The 20,574-nt window shown below is 42.7% G+C and carries 17 protein-coding genes; 14 read left to right on the top strand and 3 right to left on the bottom strand.

Translation table 11 applies throughout. The features are described from left to right. Window positions 1-37 precede the first annotated feature (37 nt). The 6 genes from NST25_RS07225 (at window position 38) to NST25_RS07250 (ending at window position 6,304) form a co-directional block, all read left to right on the top strand. The gene (locus tag NST25_RS07225) at window positions 38-1,771 is read left to right on the top strand and encodes a family 10 glycosylhydrolase (protein WP_340393638.1); all 1,734 of its coding nucleotides are present in this window, start codon (window positions 38-40) and stop codon (window positions 1,769-1,771) included. Between the two features lie 266 nt (window positions 1,772-2,037). Then, complete coding sequence (locus NST25_RS07230; RefSeq protein WP_340393641.1) at window positions 2,038-3,321, top strand: DUF1963 domain-containing protein; 1,284 nt, start codon at window positions 2,038-2,040, stop codon at window positions 3,319-3,321. A 166-nt stretch (window positions 3,322-3,487) separates the two neighbouring features. Further along, on the top strand, window positions 3,488-3,817 hold the full coding sequence (locus NST25_RS07235; RefSeq protein ID WP_036675798.1) for a PadR family transcriptional regulator: 330 nt from the start codon (window positions 3,488-3,490) through the stop codon (window positions 3,815-3,817). Between the two features lie 14 nt (window positions 3,818-3,831). After that, window positions 3,832-4,698 carry a pentapeptide repeat-containing protein gene (locus NST25_RS07240; RefSeq protein ID WP_076279563.1) on the top strand — a complete coding sequence of 289 codons (867 nt, stop codon included), beginning with the start codon at window positions 3,832-3,834 and terminating at the stop codon, window positions 4,696-4,698. A gap of 76 nt (window positions 4,699-4,774) precedes the next feature. Beyond that, on the top strand, window positions 4,775-5,533 hold the full coding sequence (locus NST25_RS07245; protein ID WP_076185338.1) for an ATP-binding cassette domain-containing protein: 759 nt from the start codon (window positions 4,775-4,777) through the stop codon (window positions 5,531-5,533). Next, window positions 5,534-6,304, top strand: a complete 771-nt coding sequence (locus tag NST25_RS07250) for an ABC transporter permease (RefSeq protein ID WP_036675795.1) — start codon at window positions 5,534-5,536, stop codon at window positions 6,302-6,304. A gap of 66 nt (window positions 6,305-6,370) precedes the next feature. Here NST25_RS07250 and NST25_RS07255 read toward each other — a convergent pair whose 3' ends face one another. Further along, window positions 6,371-8,248, bottom strand: a complete 1,878-nt coding sequence (locus tag NST25_RS07255; protein ID WP_340393647.1) for an ATP-dependent DNA helicase — start codon at window positions 8,246-8,248, stop codon at window positions 6,371-6,373. A 345-nt stretch (window positions 8,249-8,593) separates the two neighbouring features. On the opposite strand from NST25_RS07255, the gene NST25_RS07260 reads away from it, so the two are divergent. From NST25_RS07260 to NST25_RS07295, 8 genes are all read left to right on the top strand, one after another. Beyond that, window positions 8,594-9,775, top strand: coding sequence for an ATP-binding protein (locus NST25_RS07260; protein WP_076125275.1), 1,182 nt, complete (start codon window positions 8,594-8,596; stop codon window positions 9,773-9,775). Between the two features lie 182 nt (window positions 9,776-9,957). Then, a complete protein-coding gene (locus NST25_RS07265; protein ID WP_076185335.1) occupies window positions 9,958-10,404 on the top strand; it encodes a V4R domain-containing protein in 447 nt (148 codons plus the stop codon). A 148-nt stretch (window positions 10,405-10,552) separates the two neighbouring features. Continuing rightward, window positions 10,553-11,812, top strand: a complete 1,260-nt coding sequence (locus NST25_RS07270; RefSeq protein WP_340393649.1) for an MFS transporter — start codon at window positions 10,553-10,555, stop codon at window positions 11,810-11,812. Further along, window positions 11,809-13,113, top strand: coding sequence for an ectonucleotide pyrophosphatase/phosphodiesterase (locus NST25_RS07275; protein ID WP_340393651.1), 1,305 nt, complete (start codon window positions 11,809-11,811; stop codon window positions 13,111-13,113). Before NST25_RS07270 ends, NST25_RS07275 begins: the two co-directional genes overlap by 4 nt. Window positions 13,114-13,141: 28 nt before the next feature. Then, window positions 13,142-14,014, top strand: coding sequence for a YitT family protein (locus NST25_RS07280; RefSeq protein ID WP_036675789.1), 873 nt, complete (start codon window positions 13,142-13,144; stop codon window positions 14,012-14,014). Window positions 14,015-14,183: 169 nt separating this feature from the next. After that, complete coding sequence (locus NST25_RS07285; RefSeq protein ID WP_248547736.1) at window positions 14,184-15,272, top strand: nucleotidyltransferase domain-containing protein; 1,089 nt, start codon at window positions 14,184-14,186, stop codon at window positions 15,270-15,272. 130 nt (window positions 15,273-15,402) lie between these two features. Further along, on the top strand, window positions 15,403-15,729 hold the full coding sequence (locus NST25_RS07290; protein WP_076219426.1) for a DUF6442 family protein: 327 nt from the start codon (window positions 15,403-15,405) through the stop codon (window positions 15,727-15,729). 1 nt (window position 15,730) lies between these two features. Beyond that, window positions 15,731-15,940, top strand: coding sequence for a helix-turn-helix transcriptional regulator (locus NST25_RS07295; protein ID WP_076125269.1), 210 nt, complete (start codon window positions 15,731-15,733; stop codon window positions 15,938-15,940). Window positions 15,941-16,044: 104 nt separating this feature from the next. Here the strand turns inward: NST25_RS07295 and NST25_RS07300 are convergent, their stop codons facing one another. Next, window positions 16,045-18,717 (bottom strand): cation-translocating P-type ATPase, encoded by a 2,673-nt coding sequence (locus tag NST25_RS07300; RefSeq protein ID WP_340393653.1) that lies wholly within the window; start codon window positions 18,715-18,717, stop codon window positions 16,045-16,047. Between the two features lie 344 nt (window positions 18,718-19,061). After that, a complete protein-coding gene (locus tag NST25_RS07305; RefSeq protein WP_340393655.1) occupies window positions 19,062-20,468 on the bottom strand; it encodes an MFS transporter in 1,407 nt (468 codons plus the stop codon). Between the last annotated feature and the right edge of the window lie 106 nt (window positions 20,469-20,574).

Raw genomic sequence — 20,574 nt, forward strand, 5'->3', positions numbered from 1 at the left:
ACTATTTATAAAATCTTATAATTGTGGAGGCGAGATTATGGCATTTGCGTTGAGATCGAGGTTCATAGCACTGTTAAGCATCGTGTTGGTTTCTTCGATAGCCGGTGGTTCCGTTCCTGTTATGGCCGAAGAGGAGAGTAACCCCCCTTTCGAAACGGAAGTTATTGTACGGACCGTAAACCAGTTTAAGAACATGACGGATGTCCAGAATTTCATCGCGCTGTCTACAAGCTATGGCGTCGATGTTATTAGCATGAACGTGAAGCAGGATGAAGATGATGAGGTTCCGTCTGGAAGTGTATTTTATCAGAGTGATATCGCACCAATTGCCCAAGGCTACCAGAATTTCGATGCCCTGCAGGCTGTCATTACGGCAGCCCATGCTGTAGGAATCAAGGTTCATGCCTGGATTCCGCAGTTCCATGATCAGCAGGCTTTCCTGGAGCACGATGAATGGCAGATGCAGGCGCTGGTTGACGGGGTTCAGACACCGTTTACAGGTTCTAACGGCAACGAATACTTCGTCAATCCGATTCACCATGAAGTGCAGGAGTATGAGCGTTCCATTATTCAGGAAGTAATCGAGAATTATGATGTGGATGGCGTTGTGCTGGATTGGATCCGCTTCGACAATTACAACATGGACGTCAGTGATTACACGGCCCTGAAGTATCAGGCGCAGTTCGGGTATTCACCGCTCAGCATTGACTTCGAGACAGATTCGCCTCAGCGTGAGCAGTGGAATGAATGGAGAACCGAACAAATCGGACAGTATGTGGGCGATATCCGTCAGGATATCACACAGTCCTCGAAGCCGGATGTGCAGCTCGGCGTGTATATTTTGCCGCCAGAATTCATTGAAGTTGGGCAGAATGTAGCCAAATTCAAGGATGATATCGACTTTGTTGCACCAATGGCGTACTTTGATGACTGGGAGTTCAACAGTGATTGGGTATACAGCACTTCCTACGGAATCCTGAAGGATACGAGCGACCGGATTAGCGGCAGTGACGTGGAAATTGTTGCGACGCTGGATAATGATTGGACAGATGATCAATATCAGGAGATTTACAAGGGAATCCGCGAGAATTATCCAGGTGTGAAGCGTCTGTCGTTCTTTGCTTACGGGGCCTGGCCAGAAGATGAGCTAGCCAATATCAAAGAACGTGAAACCTGGCCTACGCCAGGCTGGACGCCTCCGGTAGAACAAGACTATCCGGCTCAATTACCAGCAGGGTGGAAGGCGCGAAATATTGGTTCCATGCCGGGGAACGTTACCTACAATTCTTCCAATAAGCAATTTACACTCAGCAGCAGCTCTACGGATATCTGGGGAAATGGAGATCAACTGAATTATATATACCAATCCGTGCGGGGCGATGCGGAGATTATTGTTAAAGTGCAGTCCACTAGCCGATTGGACGGCTGGGCCAAGGCCGGCATTATGATTCGGGAGTCGCTGGGTCATAATTCGAAGCACGCAGATATGATGCTTACCCCCGAGAATGGGGCCACCTTCCAGTATCGTGCAGAGACTGCGGGCAATATGGTTGATCAGACTGCGGCTGCCTCGGCTCCAAGATGGCTAAAGCTGACCCGAAGTGGAAATACCTTCAAAGGGGCTATTTCGACGAACGGGAATAACTGGCAAACGGTCGGAACTGTTCAGATTCCGATGAACCGCAAGGTGTATATTGGCATAGCACTTAGCAATCCCGGGGATGACTCGAGGAATAAGGCTGTGTTTGGAAATGTAAAGATTACGGATTAAGCCTAATACAAGGGCACCGGTTCTTCTTTATCCGGGGGAGTTTTCGTTTATCAGGTTAACCAGAAATATTTGGTTGACCTTTTTTTGTTTCCGTTTAAGGTGATGGTGGGGGATATATCCAATTGAAATCTGAAATGAATTTAAAGCTGCTAAATCCGGTGGTATATTTAATGCAGCTAATTCTATAATATAGCTAATTCTATAATGCAGTTTAGCTTATTAATAATAGTCTTTGAGAATAACTTATACAGAATAGGAGAGATACGATGAGCGAGCGTATACCCTGCCAAACCTCAGGCTGCAAGGGAAGCATACTTCCTGCAACTGCTTTAAAGACGGGGGGAATCTGCATGCCCTGTCATCAAAGGAAGCTTGCGCTGGAGCAAAAGGCTTATATTGAACAAAATCGAAAAGACATTGATTTGTACGCAGGTGTGAATGATCCGGTTGAAATTCTTAAAATCATGCACAAACCGCGGAGATGGAGCCCGCTTGAACACGAAATCTCCTATCACAAAACCGCGCAAGAGTTGTATCGTCAACTGACTGAAAGCGAAAGGGAGCGATTGGAATCCTACGCCATTGAATTGATGGAAGAAGATGATTTTGACCAGGCTGAGGCTATTTTACTGTCGCTTATATGTTTTTCAAGTGCGTGCATTGAACGGGGGCTGGAGGTTTTTTTTCACAAAGGGAAGTATTATCCCGGTATTCTCTATAAAGAAGCGGGTCAGGAGATCCGCGATATGATCATTCATCAGTTAGAGCATGACTCGGAAAACCGTAATCATTTGCTGCTTGCATTGGCCTGGATTGGCGATAAAGAGGTTGTACGGCAGTTCGAGACATGGCGGCAGCATCCGCCTCGATGGACATCGGAGTTAAATGTGGCTCCGGAAACCTATGCTCACGAAGCAGGATGGGAATTAGATCCCGACGGTGGGAAAAGGCTGCTCTTTTACCCCGAGAGTTATCATTTTGAAGTAAACAGGGACGGAAAAAATGGGCTGGATCGGGATCATACGGCGGTAGCGGCGCTGCAGGAGGGTGAGCATTCCTGCCCTTGGTGTGGCGGTAAATTGACAGTGCTGTTTGATTACGATTTGCAGAATCCACTGGTTCAATTTATGAAGCTTTCCGGCCAGCAGTTAAGGATTGCAGCTTGCATGCATTGTAATTGTTATGGCACCGTGTTTATGAAAGCGGAGCTGGATGGCCAATATTCGTGGAGTGAATATAATACCGTTCCTGATTTTTTGCCTGCAAATGAAGACAGGGAAGAAATAGCATGGCATGCCATGCAGCTATCGGAACGGCAGATGGGAACCTATGAAAATTCGTATTGGATGCTTGAGGCGCCTGCGTCGCAGATTGGAGGACATCCGGCTTGGATTCAGGATGCGGAATATCCTGTGTGCCCTTGCTGTTCGACGACGATGAAGTTTATTGCCCAAATGGACATGGAACAGGCCGAGGACAGCGAGGGGATTTATTATGCATTTTTGTGTGAGGGTTGCCGGCAGGTAGCTGTGAATTACCAGCAGACATAAATCAACTTATTTCTGGTTAGCGTAAATTGGAACTTCAGACTTAAAAGAGAAAAATGCTGCCTTAGACAACTAAGGACGGCATTTTTTTATTTTGTATAAACATGATGATCAAAGTACCTTGACTGTCACAGTAGTGTGATATACAATGCGATTATGAGGTGATGAAATGAGTGAGAACAAAATCACATCCGATCTGCTGCGAGGGCATACCGATACGATGGTATTACGGCTCTTGTCCGAAGCCGATCGTTATGGATATGAAATCGTCAAATTGATTGCTGAGCGTTCCGGAGGCGAGTATGAATTAAAAGAAGCTACGATGTACTCCAGCGTCCGGCGGCTTGAGGCAGACGGTGACATTGAATGGTATTGGGGGGATGAGTCTCAGGGGGGACGACGGAAGTATTTTCGGATTACCGAGAAGGGGAAAGCTGTTTACGCCAATAACAAGACTAATTGGGAGTACGCAAAGCGTGTGCTTGAAAACTTATTATAAGGAGACTTGATAATATGAATGAGAAATTAAACATGTATTTAAATGGCGTATTCGCACCCTATGACGGGATAAAAAGCGTTGCTGAATTAAAGAGTGACCTCCTTTCCGATTTGCAGGAGCGGTTCAGTGAACTCAAGGCTGAAGGCAAGGATGATGAAACGGCGTTTAAGATGACGATAGACAGCATCGGCGACATTGAACAGACGGTGCAGGAGGTTGCCAATCTCTCCCGTTCACTTGAGCGGCAGGTGGTGACGAGCTTTAGGGCGAGCAACTTATCGAAGAGTGATTTTGCAGGCGTTACCGCCCATAAAGGGGATTTTAAAGTGAGCGCGTTGCGGGGTTCCGATTTTACAGGCGCTGACTTGACTGGCAGTTCTTTCGCGGGCAGTGACGTAGGCGAGGCCAAGTTCGACAGCGCTAATCTGACCGACTGCAATCTGTCCGGCATTGAACTGGCAAATGCGAGCTTTCACAAATCTATTCTTGTTCGCACCAACTTTAGCTCATCAGGACTTACAGGGGTGAAATTTATCAGCGCAAGACTGACCGACGTCAAGCTGTGTACGACTGATCTCACGAAAACAATCTTTGAGAACTGTATCTTTGACGGTGTGGAATTTAAAACCTCTGATCTGCGGGGATTATGTTTTGACGGCCAGACCTTTATCGGGGTTAAGTTTGAAAAGTCGGCGCTGAACGATATTTCGTTTAGAGGTGCGACGTTAAAAAATGTGTCATTCCTCTCCGGGTTTTCGTTATCCAAGAAGTTTTATCGTGCAATCAAAACGATCAACTTTGATGGTGCAATGATGGATAAGTTGACCTTTGCTGCGCTCAAAGGCATGGAAGCTGATTTGACAAAGGTTACAGTTCTATAAGCCTGAGCTTCCGAAGTGAGTTTTGCGGGGAGAATTCCATAAAGATATGCTAACAAAACCTTGAGGAGGGAATGCAATGAACAAGTCCATTAAAGTGGTTGGGTTAGAAAAGTCCTACAGACAGCTTCAAGTTTTAAAGGGGGTGGATTTTGAAGTGGAGCAGGGCAGCGTTTTTGCTCTGCTGGGCTCCAATGGTGCAGGCAAGACCACCATTGTCAAAATCCTCACCACTTTGCTGAATCAAGATGGCGGGACTGCTGCAGTGAACGGATTTGATGTCGCCACAAAGCCTGATTATGTACGCCAGTCCATCAGCCTGACGGGTCAATTTGCTGCCGTGGATGAGATTCTGACCGGCCGGGAAAATCTGATCATGATTGCGAGGCTCCGCCATGAGAAGCATCCGCGTCAAGTTGCGGACGATCTGCTGGAACGCTTCACTTTGACCGCTGCCGCGGATCGCAAGGTATCCACTTATTCAGGCGGGATGCGCCGGAGATTAGATCTCGCGATGAGTCTTGTTGGAAAACCGCAGATTATTTTCCTCGACGAACCAACCACTGGACTTGATCCTGAGGCAAGGATGGATGTATGGAAGATGGTTAAGGAGCTTGCCGACGGCGGTACGACTGTCTTTTTGACGACGCAGTATTTGGAAGAGGCAGAGCAGCTTGCTGATCAAATCGCCATTCTGCATGAAGGTAAAATTATTGCGAGCGGTACACTCGAAGAACTAAAAAAGCGTTTTCCGCCCGCAAAAGTTGAGTACATTGAAAAGCAGCCGACGCTGGAGGAAATATTCCTCGCAATCATCGGCAAAAAGGAGGGAAAGTAAATGGAAATGATTAAGAAGCACTTTTTCAGTGACATGAGTGTAATGCTCGGACGCTCTATGCGCCATATTCTCCGCAGTATGGATACCATCATCACGGTAACTATCATGCCAATTGCATTTATGCTGTTGTTTGTTTACGTGTTCGGTGGGGCCATCCAGGCGGGTACGGATAACTATGTGAATTATTTATTGCCCGGGATCATACTGATCGCTATTGCAAGTGGTGTAACTTATACGGCTTACCGCCTGTTTAATGATGTGCAAAAAGGGATTTTTCAGAGATTCCATTCTATGCCGATTGCACGTTCTACCATGCTGTGGGGACATGTGCTGACCTCCCTGATTTCCAATGCGATTTCAGTTAGCGTCATCATTCTTGTTGCATTGATTATGGGGTTTCGTTCATCGGCAGGAGTGCTATCATGGCTGGCGGTTGCCGGCATCCTGATATTGTTTACGCTGGCTCTAACTTGGGTCGCAGCAATTGCTGGACTATCCGCAAAATCGGTGGACGGCGCGACTGCTTTTTCCTACCCGATTATTTTCCTTCCTTTCATCAGCTCGGCCTTTGTGCCTACCGAATCGATGCCGCCAGTCGTTCGCGCCTTTGCTGAAAATCAACCCGTTACATCTATAGTAGAGGCGGTTCGCTCCCTCCTGATGGGGCAGCCTGTCGGCAATGATATTTGGGGAGCCATCATATGGTGCATAGCCATTCTAGTAGTTGCTTATTTAATAGCGATGCGGGTATACAAACATAAAGTAGTTTAATTGCCAGATAACGTTATAGGGTTTAGAAGCGACTTGTCTGCGGATGGGTTGCTTTTTTTCATCTCTTTACGTATCACTAAGCTGTATCCCTTTTTCTTTCACAAACTTCTCCAGAACCTTGAAATCCTCAGTAACCTTTTTAAAAGGTAAGGCTTCCAGTACCTGATCCCGGTAATCCTTTTTGGCGGCAATGGACAGGCGGGAATCGAGTATGCTGAGTACACCAAGGTCAGTTTCACTGCGGATCAGGCGCCCGGTTCCTTGTCTCAACCGAAGCAGCATGTCCGGTACAAAAACCTCTTTCAAGGGATTCTTTGCCATCGAAGTCTTATATTCATAGACAGGATCGGCAGGAACAGGGAAAGGCAGACGGAAAATGATTAACTGCGACAAATCGGAACCTTCGATATTCACACCTTCCCAGAATACACCGGTACTAAGTAGAACGCCTTTACTGCCCCGAAAGTCAGCGATCACCCCGTCTTGGGACGAGCCTTCCCTTTGAACATGTAATGCCCACGCAAGCTTCTCAGAGTTTAATTTCTTATGAATATACTTCATATCCTCTTTAGCTGAAAAAAGAACCAATGTCCGCCCGTCTGTTAAATTACAGAGCCTCATCATTTCCTTGTATGCCGCTTCAAGATAATCTTCCCGCCGCTGATGGTTATAGTAGGGGATGTCCTTGGCAATATACAGCATGGTGTGGTTATCATAATCAAACGGTGAAGCTTGGCGCTCCATATAATCTCCCCTGTAACCGAGGGACTCAGTCAGATAAGCGTATTGTTCCTCCAGCGTTTCTCCGTTTTGACACATCGTTGCTGACGTTAAAATAACAGAGGTTTTCCCGTTAAATAAGGTATATTTCAGAAACTGGCTTATCCCTTTAGGGCAGATACTAAGGGTACTCTCCCGCTGGGTATTGCTTGCCCAGATCAGATAGTTATCCTCTACTCCGTCGAGTACATCAAAGAGGTCGATAAGTCCGTTCATGGCTTCGAAAATATTGTCAATCTCCCGCTCATGCCGTGAAGTTAAGACGGAAAGGCTGAGATTAAAATCTTTTAAAACCTGTGCTGCTCGTTTTAAGGGGATTCCTGTGATCTGCGATATTTTTATACGGTCATTGTCCTGCTTGGCTGTTTGCAGTAAGTCTGCCTCAACTTGTTTGAAAATATGGCCAACGCATCTTTTTATAAATTTAAATTGCGGCATAAGCTCCGTATCGGCAGATTGCTTGAAGAGAATCTGTAAGGCGTCATCCAGAATACGGCAGGTTCCCCGGTATGTAAATTCGACCGTTCTTGCATCTCTAACCTTTGCTTCCAGATTATGAGCTTCATCAATTACGATCAGAGCCGGCCGTTCAGTGATTAACCCCTTCGTTCCTTCCTTTTTCTTGATTAAATCACGGATGAGCAGATCCTGGTTTACGATAATAAAATCCATATCGCTCGCGTTGGCATTAATTTTAGCTCTCATCTCATAAAACGTACATGTACTTTTATAATGGCAACGTTCAAATTTGCAATCATTCACACAAACGTTAGACCATACTGCATCACTAACCCCGCCCTTAATATCTGCCCGCTCATCAATTTCATAATTGACAATCTGTTGAGCAAGCGCAGACAGAGGGGCGTTTGAATCATCCGCTTGGAACAGATCTGCTGCCCTATACCGGCAAGCATACTGCCCCATGCCTTTTCCAACTACCGAACGTACCCTTGTAAATCCGAGCCGACTTCCGATGAATCTCAGATCTTTATGTATTTGTTCTGAAAGTTGTATGGAGGATGTCGCGATAATAACCGGTTGCCTTGAGATTTGGTTAATAAGCAGGCTGGGAATGAGGTAGGCGAAGGACTTGCCGATGCCGACTCCAGCTTCAATCATCGCGTTACGACCATTAATATAGGCATCAGCGATATCTAGAGACATATCCTGCTGGCCGATCCGCTCTTTAAGTCCAATCCTGGGAAATTTATCATACATGCGAAAGATAGCATTGACTAAAGAGGGCTCGATGTCCTTCTTTAGCTCCTGCTTCTGTAATTTATAGAGATCACTTAACCAGCTAATGACGACCGCCCCTTTTCAAAATCAATGATCTTCCTAATTATAGTTTTTTTGGTTTTTTGGTGAGGTTGTAATTATCTTCGATGCCACTCTAACAGTCAAGTCCAGAATATAATATGATAATTAAAACAAAGTGAATTACTGTGTTTTTGAAGCAGGAAAATATACACATATCTTGAATACAAACTACAAAGAAGGAGGATGACAATGTCATACAAAGAAAATGAATTGCGTTCGTCATTAATCTTAGCAGTTCCAATCATTTTAAACAGGCATTATCATTCCATGACTATGAAAAACATCGAATTCTCCTGGTTTGTAGAGACGCATAAGGAATTGTTAGATTCATCATTCAGTACGATATTAATGAGTATGGTAGAAGCCTTGTTTTTTGATTCTTTTGGTTACGATCAATACTTAAACCTGCTAGAAAAAGAGGGGGCTGAGCAAGGGGTTTATACTGCAGAAATATTCGGTGATCATTTTGATATTTTACTTGATATGAGCAAGGATTTAAATTTAACCGCTCAGAATATTATGTTTAAGATCATTGAAGAGTTTGTAGATGATTCCGCGATCCGATTGTTTTTTTATAATCGTTTAATGGAATGCAACTGGACCCGTTTTACTGGCTTTGCACAAGGTTATTTGTCTAATAAAAATCAACAGATTGACAATTTACATGAACAAAAAATTGCTGTTATGGGACAAATGGCAGCAGGAATGGCGCATGAAATAAGAAATCCGCTAGCTTCGATTAAAGGTTTTGCTCAGCTTGTAAATATCAGGCTAAATGAGCCGGAGATCAAAGCGGATGAATTGCGTGCATATCTGGATATCACCATCAAAGAGATTGATGCTCTGAATGGATTAGTAACGGACTTTCTAATACTGGCTCGAAAAGGTGACAGTACGAAAAATAACGGCGTAGTATTTAACGTTATGGAGGTTATACATAGAGTTAATAACATTGTGAATCAACTCATACTTAGTGATGATATTATACTTTCAGTAGAGTGCTCTTTAGAAAAAGTACTAACGTTTGGAAGCGCCTCTCAGCTAGAGCAGGTAATTCTTAATATTTTGAAAAATAGTATCGATTCCTTCACAGCTTTTAGAGGCAGAATAGATATTTCTGTTACCACAGCTGCTGAGACAAACGAAATTATTCTACTCTTTAAAGACAACGGAGAAGGAATTCCACAGGATAAATTAAAACGGATATTTGACCCTTTCTTTACTACCAAGCAAAAAGGGACAGGGATTGGATTATCGATTTGTAAACAATTAATTGAAATGTATGGGGGGCATATTAAGGTAGATTCAGAGGTTCAGGTTGGAACTAGCGTGAGGGTTATTTTGCCTTGGGTTTATGATTATCATATTTGAGATGCTGCTGCATCTAATGAATGAAGGAGCGACTTGCCAACAGGGAAGTTGCTTTTTTTGTTATGGTTCTACAAAAAATCAGGATGTGCGTAAGATCACAAAGAAATTATTGGATACGTTTATACTCAATATATCAATTAAATTTGAAATATAAATTACATAAGCAATTGGAGGCTACTGGCATGGATCAATTTACTTTTACAGATATGAAAAAAATAAAGAGAAAAAATTTAGGTAATGTCGTACCTTTGGAGCTTTTCAGAACGATTAGACTTATTGGTTTATATCAAGCGTTACCCATGAATGGTAAGGGTACAACGTTGACTATAGGAAGAAAAATTGGGGAAGAGTTTGGTGTTACCTCGGTTAATGAACTATTCGAGTTATTCGAACAATTGAAGATAGGGATTCCTATAATAACCCATGAAGATGACAAGGGGATGACGATTGCAGTACACGATTGTTTCTGCGAAGGGTTACCTATTATGGAAGGGAAAATGGTTTGTGACCTGGAGGGAGCCATTATCGAAGGAGCACTTACTAAAATTCGTGGAAAGCGGGTTTCCGTCCGGGAAATAAAATGTAATGTTAATGGGGATGAATATTGCGAATATATCGTCAAATATTAAATTCATATATAAAAGCGAGTAAGCGACCTTTCGATTTTAAAAGGTCGTTTTTTTATGAAGAAGTTGTGATGTAATTAACATTCATTTAACATGGCTCTTATGCTGAAATGATATAACAGTTACAAATAGGTGAAAAGGTGGCTGTTAGATGAAACTTAGCAAAGAGGAAAAATCATGGATTTTATATGACTGCGGGAATTCAGCCTATTCGATGGCGATTACAACTGCATTATTGCCTATTGTATTTGGCATGTTTTCAAATGTTAACAGCAGCATGGATTTAGGGTACTTTAACTCCATTGCTAGTATTCTTGTGGCTATCCTTAGTCCGATTTTAGGCACGATCGCAGATTACAAGGATAAGAAAAAGCGCTTTTTCTTATTTTTCTCTTTGATCGGTGTGCTGGCTACGGCTTCGTTGGCATTCGTTGCACCTGCGAGCGGGCAGTGGCAGTTATTGATTGTGTTTTACATCCTGTCTGTCATAGGTTTTGCCGGAGCCAATATTTTTTATGACTCTTTTCTTGTGGATATAACCACTGATGAAAGGATGGATAAGGTATCCACAAAAGGTTTTGCTTATGGATATATCGCCAGCGTCATTCCATTTGGCATCAGCCTGCTATTGATTCTGTTTATGGGGATGGATAAGTCGATCGGTTATCAGATTGGGTTTATCATTACTGCTCTTTGGTGGGGGCTGTTGACCATACCCATGATCAGAGATGTGAAGCAGAGATATTATATTGAGCCTGAACCAAGACCTGTAATCAACAGTTTTAAAAGACTTGGAGACACCTTTAGGAATGTTAGACAGCATAAAGGTGTATTTGTTTTCTTAATTGCGTACTTTCTTTATATTGATGGGGTAGATACGATTATTAAAATGGTGGTGCCCTATGCCACATCGGTTCTGGGTGCGGATGCTTTTGACACCTTTACCTTACTGGGGATATTATTAGTTATCCAGATCATCGCTTTTCCTTGTGCAATCCTGTATGGTAATCTCGCCAAAAAATACTCCGCCAGGACTTTGATCATCGTGGGGATTGTTACATATATCATTTCCTGCATCGCAGCTTTTTTTATCACTTCAGTGTGGCATATATTTATTCTAGGTGCGCTAATTGGTTCCGCTCAGGGAGGCATTCAGGCGCTCAGCAGGTCTTATTATGCGAAGATCATTCCAAAGGAGAATTCCAATGAATTCTTTGGTTTTTACAATATTTTTGGCAAGTTCGCGGCCATTGTTGGTCCTGCTGTAATGTCTTTAACAACAACCTTAACAGGTAATGCTAAATTTAGTATTTTAGCGATTATCCCACTTTTTATTATTGGATTATTCGTATTTATAACATTACCTAAAGAGCAGCCTGAACATGACGAACCTAAGGGGCTTATTCTATGAAGTCAATTAAAGCACAAACGGCTATGGCCAAGCATTTGATCGTCATCTCTTACGATGCCTTTTCAGAAGACCACTGGGCATTGGCCAGCCGGCTTCCAAACTTAGCGGAATTAATTAAAAACGGAGCCCACAGCCATAAATTGAAAAGTGTGTATCCCACGCTCACATATGTAGTGCACACCACCATAGCAACCGGTGTATATCCGGATAAGCATGGCATCCATCACAACAATCCGTTTCAGCCCTTTATTAAGGAAGAGGAGCAGAATTGGTTCTGGTTTAGAAATGCGATCAAGGTGCCAACGATTTACGATGTTGCGCGCGAGCATAAGATGAGCACCGCCGGAATCCTATGGCCAGTATCGGGTAAATCCTCCATCCAATACAATATACCTGAAATCAGAGCCATCAAAAGCGAAAATCAGGCACTGAAGATATTAAAAAGCGGAAGCCCCTTATACTGCGTGGATATGGAGCTGAAATATGGCCGGATCCGCAAGGGGATTGAGCAGCCCTATCTGGATGACTTCACGACCAAATGTGCTATAGACACGATTAAGCGCAAAAAACCTAATCTTCTAATGATGCATCTGATCGATCTGGATGATGCCAAACATGCTTATGGAACTGACAGTGACGAAGTGATGCAGGTAATCACACGTATGGATAAAAGGGTAGGCGATATTATGCAGGCAGTGGATGAAGCGGGGATAAAGGATGATACGATTTTTTTAATTTTGGGGGACCATGGCCAGTTTAATGTTAGGTACAAGGTGCATTTAAACAACCTTTTGCAGGAAAAGGGCCTGATCTATGAAGAGAACGGCGAAATGAAGTGGAGAGCTTACTTTCAGTGTGGGGGTGGAGCGGCTTACTTGCATATCCGGCAGGGCGATGAAGAAGCTGAGCAAATAGCATTAGCTGTTATTGGAGATAATATGAGAGATGAATCTTCAGGTATAGAGAAATTGTATGCTAGAGATGAACTGGATTATTTTCATGTGGGCCAAACCACAAAGTATATGCTTGAGGCTAAGAGAGGTTATTGTTTCGACGAAAGTATGGATGAACCAACGATTGTTGATTTGGACAAACAAGGCGTTAAATTTGCCACGCATGGCTATTCTCCTGATAAAGACGGCTATAGATGCAACTTGGTTGTCTCCGGGGAAAAGATTAGAAATGGGCATCATATAGGGGACATCGAAATGGTAGATATAGCCCCCACGATGGCAAAGATTTTAGGGATTGATTTTAATCCAGGTGACGGAAGACCTTTAGAGGAAATTTTTATGGACTAAATTAAGCAATGTGAAACGGAGAAATTTAATGATTGAAACGCGAAAACAGAAATCAAATAAACTCAAGATATTCTCAAAAGTATTCATGATTATTATTGGGGCGCTAATAGCTGCCTATGGTCTAGAATCCGTATTGATACCCAACAACGTCTCAGATGGAGGTGTCACAGGTCTAAGCATCGTTGGCTCTGAACTGTTTGGCTTACCGCTAGGGCTGCTAATTGGCATAATTAATATCCCTTTTGTGTGGCTAGGATATAAGCAAATTGGTAAAAGCTTTGCTCTTTACTCCGTTATCGGTATTGCTTCACTGGCTATTGGCACTAGTCTTATGCATCATGTACCGACGATTATAGAAGGTGATACCTTATTAATTACCGTTGTTGGCGGGATTATTATCGGTTTTGGTATGGGTTTAGCCTTACGTAATGGTGGAGCATTAGATGGGATAGATATGTTAGCTGTCTTACTTTCACGAAAATTACCTTTTGGGACCAGTGATTTAATCTTATTTCTAAACATGTTTGTCTTTATTGTTGTTTCAACAGTATTTGGCCTACAAGGGGCTATTCTATCAGCGCTTGCTTATTTTATTGCTTCTAAGGTCATTCATATTATTGAAGAAGGTTTGAGTGGCTCTAAAACGTTTAAAATCATCACCATTCAACCGGAAATCATGGTCGAGACTATTCGTGACCGATTGGGTCGTGGAGCAACTTATACAGATGCTTATGGCGGCTACTCCAATGAACAATTCAAAGAAATTACTTGTGTAATTAACCGTCTGGAAGAAAGTAAAATAAAAGATATTATTCGTGAAATTGACCCGAATGCCTTTGTAGTAGTCTACGATGTTGCAGAAGTTAAGGGCGGCAGTTTCAAAAAGAAAAATATTCACTAATGACTATAAATCGCGTTGGAGAGAAGCTAATTATGCTCTTGCCAGCGCGTTTTTTGTTTTCTTTGAAGGAGAGAGGAAGGGCTTGGTATAGATTTAATATAATTAAAGTTGGAATACCTACTCTAACAACATGCTTATACAATAGAATTAATAAGGTTGGAGAGGGGACATGGATATGGATGCTGTTCATAAAGAAAAGATCTTAATCAAAAATGAAAAGCTTATTAGCATGGTCATTGAACGGGCTAAGAGAGATTTTTCTGATGATATTGCAATTATTGGGCTTACAGGTTCTTTTAGTACTGGGGATTTTCATGAAAAAAGCGATCTTGATCTAATCATAATTAATAACACAGAGCAAGGCTGGGGAATATCTTCGTGTTTTATTTTGGATGATATTGGATACGATCTATATTGTACGCCATGGGAAACAAGGATAGAAGATCAAGCCAATCTCGAGAGTCCAATGATTTCATGTCTGGTGGATTTACAGGTGTTATACTGTGCAAAACCCGAATATTTGGAAAAGCTAAATTTATATAAACAGAGAGCACTCGATGCTCTGGCAATGCCTATAGGGAGAGAATGTATCAGTAGAGCGAAAAAGTGTATAGACATAGCAAAACAGGAATATGCGAATACATTACTTTCTGAAGATATAGGAGCAGTAAGGTATGCTTCAAGCGAAGTTTTATACAATTTGTTAAATGCGCTAACTCATTTGAACAATACTTATTTCAAACGGGGAATGAAAAGATATTTGGAGGAAATAGCTACGTACCGTTATGTTCCTGATGATTTTGAAAAGACATATATGGCTGTGATAGAGGCGAAGACTATCGATGAAATCAGAAGTGCAGCATATAAGGCACTTAAAAACATCAATGATTTATATAATAAAATGTATAAGGATTTTGTAGTGCAGCCTGTCCCAAGCTATGATAATCTTGGCGGAACTTATGAGGAGTTATGGTGCAACTACCGCAATAAGATTATAGCAAGTGTAGAATCGGGTGATAGATCGTATGCGTATCTAGCAGCAATGGGCATACAAGGTTTTCTTGATGAAATGACAGAATGGAAGGGAACCAAAAAGTTTGATATCATGCAGTATTTTGATTCTGACCATCTTCAAGTCTTTAAGAATGAGTTTCTGAAGGTCATGGATGAATATCTGGAGGAATACAACAAGGTAGGCAGGAAAGTCGAACGATACAATACTTTCGAGCAATTATATAACGAATATATGAAGGTATAGAAAATAGCTCACTACCAATCTTTGGATTGGAGTGGGCTATTTTTTTATTTGACAAGAAAACTTGGCGTATTATAATAATGATGACAAGAAAACTTGTCATCATCTTTTCAATTTGAAAGGAGAAATTTTTATGAAAAAGGAAGAAATATTAGAAAAAAGCAGAAATGAAAAAGGAGACGAAGGAAAAGAATTTGTATTTGCTAAAGGCAGAAAAAGCGGATTCATTGGAATGTTGATTGTATTTTGCATTCTGAGTGTCTTCAATTTATATAATCATAGTCAGGAAACAAATTTTGCATTAAAAGCTATGATAGCTATGTTTTTTGGATATTTGGGCTGTGAAGGTCTTGGAATGTATTCTGTAACTAAGAAAAAGATGGATTTACTCAAATTCATTTTAGGATTAATTATAAGTGTTTATTTTTTGTTTATTTACTTTTATGGAATGAGTGATTAGTATGAGTGAACATTTGGTTTTAAAAAATAAACTGCGCGAAGCTAGAACAGAACAAAAATTATCGCAAGCACAATTGGCAGAAATGGTGGGTGTCTCAAGAAATACTATAAGCTCGATTGAAACCGGACAGTTTAACCCTACTGCAAAATTGGCTTTGATTTTATGTATTGCGTTGGATAAAAAATTCGAAGAATTATTTTATTTTGATTAAAATCAACAGAAGCTTTTCTAGGTTTAACTCTAGATGTCAGAAAAACAGCGATACTCCATTATTGGAGAATCGCTGTTTTGTCTTTTCGGTCGATTATAGCTTACTCAGGAATTTACAGGATTCTGTTCAACAGACTTGGGTGTAAAAGCTCTTCGAACAACCTTCGTTATTTCCATTAGGATGAGGGAGCCGAGGGCTAAGCCTGCTGCAACCAGCCACTCTGACATTCCAAATGAAGCCGGAATCGAGAAGATTTCTCTAACCCCTGGCAGAACTGCAATGCCGTAAAAGGCAAAGCAGACCAGAACGGCTCCGATGACGTATTTGTTGCTGAAAAGCCCAGCTTCAATAGCAGTTTGACTGTTCGAACGGGCGGCAAAGGTCTGCAACGTACGAGACAAGATCAGGGTTGTGAATGCCATAGCTACGCCCATATCAGGCGAATCCTGAAGTCCGATATACAGGGATATGATTACAGCTATACCTATGAGTAGACCACGAGTGACAATGGCCTGCATCATTCCTCCTGCGAATATTCCTTCCTTGAGCTCTCTTGGTTTTCTGTTCATCACATTAGGTTCAGGTTTTTCCATCCCGAGAGCAATGGCGGGCAGAGAATCATTCGCCAGATTGATGAATAGAAGCTGAATCGCTGTGAAAGGATTAATCCAGTTGAAAATAAGGGCAAAGAGGATGGCGATAATTGCACCCAGGTTACCTGAAAACAAATAGGCGATCGCTTTTTTGATATTGTCAAATACCGTTCTGCCCACAGATACAGCATTGACAATAGATACAAAATTATCATCGGTCAAAATCATGGCAGCCGCATCTTTGGCAACATCGGTTCCACTGCCCATGGCAACTCCGATATCTGCTTGTTTCAAAGCAGGCGCGTCATTTACACCATCACCTGTCATGGCTGTTATTTTGCCTTTCCGCTGCCACGCGCGGACAATTCTGATCTTGTTCTCCGGGGAGACACGGGCGTACACACCAATCTGTTCGAGTTTTTGATCAAGTTCCTCGTCAGACATGGCATCGAGTTCTTGGCCGGTTACGGCAATTTCATTTTCAGTCATCAGACCGATATCGCGGCCGATCGCTTGTGCGGTTGTCTTATGATCACCGGTAATCATGATGGTTCGGATGCCAGCCTTCTGAGACTCTGCGATCGCGCCGTAGACAGCATCCCGAGGTGGATCAATCATAGCTGTCAAACCTACGAGCACCAGATTTTGTTCATCCTCTAATCCTACTTCAGTAACCGTATTTGGTACGGTTTTGTAGGCATAGGCAAGTACACGTAGTGCTCTGCTGGAGAACTCCTCATTGGCTTCGAAGAAGCGTTCAAGAACTTCTGGTGTCATCGGCACTTCTTTTCCACTTAACAGTACATGCGAGCATAGACCAAAGAGCACATCGGGCCCGCCTTTAGTAATCATTGCTTTTTGCCCGTTAAAAGTATGCAAGGTCGTCATTAGCTTGCGATCCGAGTCAAAAGGTAGCTCGGCTTCGCGCGGGAAATTATCGCGTATTTCCTTATAATCTTTATTCTTGCTGTTGCTGAAGGCAATAAGCGCTACCTCTGTAGGATCACCCAGCTCTTTACCATCCTCATTAATGTTAGAGTCGTTGCAGAGCACAGCAATATGCAGGAGCCGCCGGGCTTCTTCAGACCATTCTTCAGGCGCTTGATTGAATTGATCACGGTCCCCTTCTGGCAAAAAGTAATCTACAACAGTCATTTTATTCTGGGTGAGGGTACCGGTTTTATCTGTACAGATGACACTGGTTGACCCAAGGGCTTCGACAGCGGGCAGCTTACGAATAATCGCATGTTGCTTAGCCATCTTGTTAGTACCTACGGATAGGACAATAGTTACTATTGAGGAAAGAGCTTCGGGAATCGCAGCAACCGCTACAGCGACTGCAAACATTAACGCATTCAGGATAGCTTCTGTTGTATCCACAGTATCATTCGACAACCAAACACGTCCGGCCTGGATGGCAAAGATTACAATGGACAGGAGTATAATTGCTACCCCCAGCTGCTTGCTGAATGTTTCGAGCTTGCGCTGCAGCGGCGTTTGCTTGGCTTCGGCGCTTTCAATGAGTTCAGCAATTTTACCGATTTCGGTAGTGAGTGCAGTTCCCGTTACTACCAGGCTTCCGCGGCCATATACAACTAGTGAACCGCTGAACGCCATATTACGCCGGTCTCCAAGCGGAGATTCTTTCGCGATGATATTCGTATGCTTTTCCACAGCTTCGGATTCTCCGGTTAGCATACCCTCATTTATTTTTAAGCTTTCCGATTCTATAATCCGGCCATCGGCGGGTACGAAATCGCCGGCTTCCAGCCATACGATATCACCGCGTACAAGTTCCCTTGCCGGGACGGTTTTTAATTCTCCATCACGCAGCACTTTGGCCTCGGGTGCTGACATCTGCTGCAAGGCATCAAGTGAACTCTCCGCTTTACGGGTCTGGATGACACTTATAACTGCATTGAGAATCAACACGAGGAAAATAATAAGCGACTCCATAACTTGTCCCATAACAATCTGGACAATGGCCGCTATAAGCAGTACGACTACCATAGGGTCTTTGAAGTTTTCAAGAAAAAGCTTCCAAACAGGATCTTTTTTCTTTCCTTTTAATTCGTTAAAACCATAGTCTTTCAGACGTTTGTCGACTTCTGCCGAAGTAAGCCCGTTAGCTGAACTCTGAACATCCTGTAAACTGTCGGCTACATTGTTGCGGTAATATTCCACTAATGATAGCTCCTCTCTGCTGTGCTGTGTCTTTGTTCTTAAAAATTACGGTTCAACCCGGGACAAGTTTCAAAATATCGAGCTGCCGAAACTGTTTTCACATTATAAATGTGTCTTTTGAGCTTGAAATTGGACGGAAAAATATATGTAAATCTGGTTTCTTCATTATGTTTTTGGCTCACCGAGCACAAGTTTACTATGGGCGCTTTATTTATTATCCTATTTATGAATCGAGTTTATCCCCACCTTGAAGAGTTAAATAAAACTCATAAAGAGCTGAGGCTACGCATTAAAATAACAAAACAAGACCCGTCTGATGACAGGTCTTATTTGTCTGCACTTTCCTATTTTTTAGCGCCCGAATTAGCCGATTTCTGCAATTGCCCTGACTCACGGTGCTTCCGACTCATGAATACCAAAGACAATGCAATTACCGTGAGGATAACCCCAAGGACTTGAAATCCCTCGAAGCTAAACTTACCTCCCATTATGATACCTATTAACAATGAAGAGAGAATGGTTCCCAGGTATCTCGATGTATTAAATAATCCGGAGGCTACACCGATTATTTCTTTTGGAGAACTTTGGAACAAGGCTGCTTGCAGGCCGACATTGTTCAATCCGTTGCTAATACCGAATGCAGCTAAAGCCACACATACACTGATAACTGGTGAAGACTGATTTAAGGCCACAAGCCACACTGATCCCAATGTCATCAGGACCCCGGACACTAGCAATGCTGGCCGGGGTCCTGATCTATCGATCCAGCGTCCTGCTATTGGAGCAGTAATCAGTGAGCATAATCCCAGCGTTAGCATGAGAATTCCTGTTTGGAATTCACTGACATGACGTACCATTTGCAAGTAGGATGGGATCCCGAAAAAGAGTGAGTAAAAAAGTACATTAACGAGCATGAATTCAACATTAACCCAAGTCATTGCCGGGTATTTGGCAAATGTACGTAAAGGAATAAAGGGTGATGCCGCTGTTAGCTCATGCCGGACGAATACTCCTAGCAGAACGAGTCCTGTTAGCAAGGTAATGACATGTATTAATGAGATATGTCCGGATGATTTTGCTGAAAGCAATCCAAGGAGCACGGCAATCAGCCCCACAGTGAAGAGCAGGATTCCTGACGCATCAATCAAATCAAACCATTTGCGCAGGGACATTCCCCGGGTAACGGTTGTTGACGGTTCGTCCTTGGGGATATGCCTCCAAGATAATAGAAAGCTAGCGACCACGAATGGAATATTGACGAAAAAGATAGCTGGCCAGTCCCACCAGTGAATAATAACCCCGCCAATAAAGGGACCAATTGCTGCCGCGCCGGATAGGAAGATGGATAAAACAGATAGTGCGGTCGCTTGTTTCTCCGTAATATGAATCCGCACAATGGCCATTCCAACGGCAACCATCATGCTAGTTCCAATGGCTTGCACAATACGGAACACGATGAGACAGCCAAAGTTTGGGGAGAAAGGAGCTAATAAACCTGCAATGAAGGATACGACAAGCCCGGTAAGAAATATTTTCCTCCGGCCGAATAAATCGCTGGCCTTTCCCATGACAGGTTGAGCGATGCTACTTGCAATGTAAAAAGAAAAAATAATCCAGGAAACACCTGTATAGTCAAGCTGGAATACATTTTGCAGCCTTGGAATAGCCACAGATACCATCGAAGAATTTAAAGGGTTCAATAAAATCCCCAGACCTACTGAAATCATTAACCACCTGTTGCGAACACTCATTTTAAATCCCCCTAAAGCTTATTAATGTCATCGTACTTGAAATCGATTATTCATTCCAACGCATTTTATGTTATGATCTCATTGACTTGAGGGAATGAACGGAGGT

The organism is Paenibacillus sp. FSL E2-0190, assembly GCF_037992965.1.
GTDB lineage: Bacteria > Bacillota > Bacilli > Paenibacillales > Paenibacillaceae > Paenibacillus_AQ > Paenibacillus_AQ odorifer.

Bases quoted from the DNA above. Each gene is read 5' to 3' on its own strand.
- NST25_RS07225 (WP_340393638.1), top strand. From the start codon at position 38: ATGGCATTTGCGTTGAGATCGAGGTTCATAGCACTGTTAAGCATCGTG.
- NST25_RS07230 (WP_340393641.1), top strand. From the start codon at position 2,038: ATGAGCGAGCGTATACCCTGCCAAACCTCAGGCTGCAAGGGAAGCATA.
- NST25_RS07235 (WP_036675798.1), top strand. From the start codon at position 3,488: ATGAGTGAGAACAAAATCACATCCGATCTGCTGCGAGGGCATACCGAT.
- NST25_RS07240 (WP_076279563.1), top strand. From the start codon at position 3,832: ATGAATGAGAAATTAAACATGTATTTAAATGGCGTATTCGCACCCTAT.
- NST25_RS07245 (WP_076185338.1), top strand. From the start codon at position 4,775: ATGAACAAGTCCATTAAAGTGGTTGGGTTAGAAAAGTCCTACAGACAG.
- NST25_RS07250 (WP_036675795.1), top strand. From the start codon at position 5,534: ATGGAAATGATTAAGAAGCACTTTTTCAGTGACATGAGTGTAATGCTC.
- NST25_RS07255 (WP_340393647.1), bottom strand. From the start codon at position 8,248: ATGTCTCTAGATATCGCTGATGCCTATATTAATGGTCGTAACGCGATG.
- NST25_RS07260 (WP_076125275.1), top strand. From the start codon at position 8,594: ATGTCATACAAAGAAAATGAATTGCGTTCGTCATTAATCTTAGCAGTT.
- NST25_RS07265 (WP_076185335.1), top strand. From the start codon at position 9,958: ATGGATCAATTTACTTTTACAGATATGAAAAAAATAAAGAGAAAAAAT.
- NST25_RS07270 (WP_340393649.1), top strand. From the start codon at position 10,553: ATGAAACTTAGCAAAGAGGAAAAATCATGGATTTTATATGACTGCGGG.
- NST25_RS07275 (WP_340393651.1), top strand. From the start codon at position 11,809: ATGAAGTCAATTAAAGCACAAACGGCTATGGCCAAGCATTTGATCGTC.
- NST25_RS07280 (WP_036675789.1), top strand. From the start codon at position 13,142: ATGATTGAAACGCGAAAACAGAAATCAAATAAACTCAAGATATTCTCA.
- NST25_RS07285 (WP_248547736.1), top strand. From the start codon at position 14,184: ATGGATATGGATGCTGTTCATAAAGAAAAGATCTTAATCAAAAATGAA.
- NST25_RS07290 (WP_076219426.1), top strand. From the start codon at position 15,403: ATGAAAAAGGAAGAAATATTAGAAAAAAGCAGAAATGAAAAAGGAGAC.
- NST25_RS07295 (WP_076125269.1), top strand. From the start codon at position 15,731: ATGAGTGAACATTTGGTTTTAAAAAATAAACTGCGCGAAGCTAGAACA.
- NST25_RS07305 (WP_340393655.1), bottom strand. From the start codon at position 20,468: ATGAGTGTTCGCAACAGGTGGTTAATGATTTCAGTAGGTCTGGGGATT.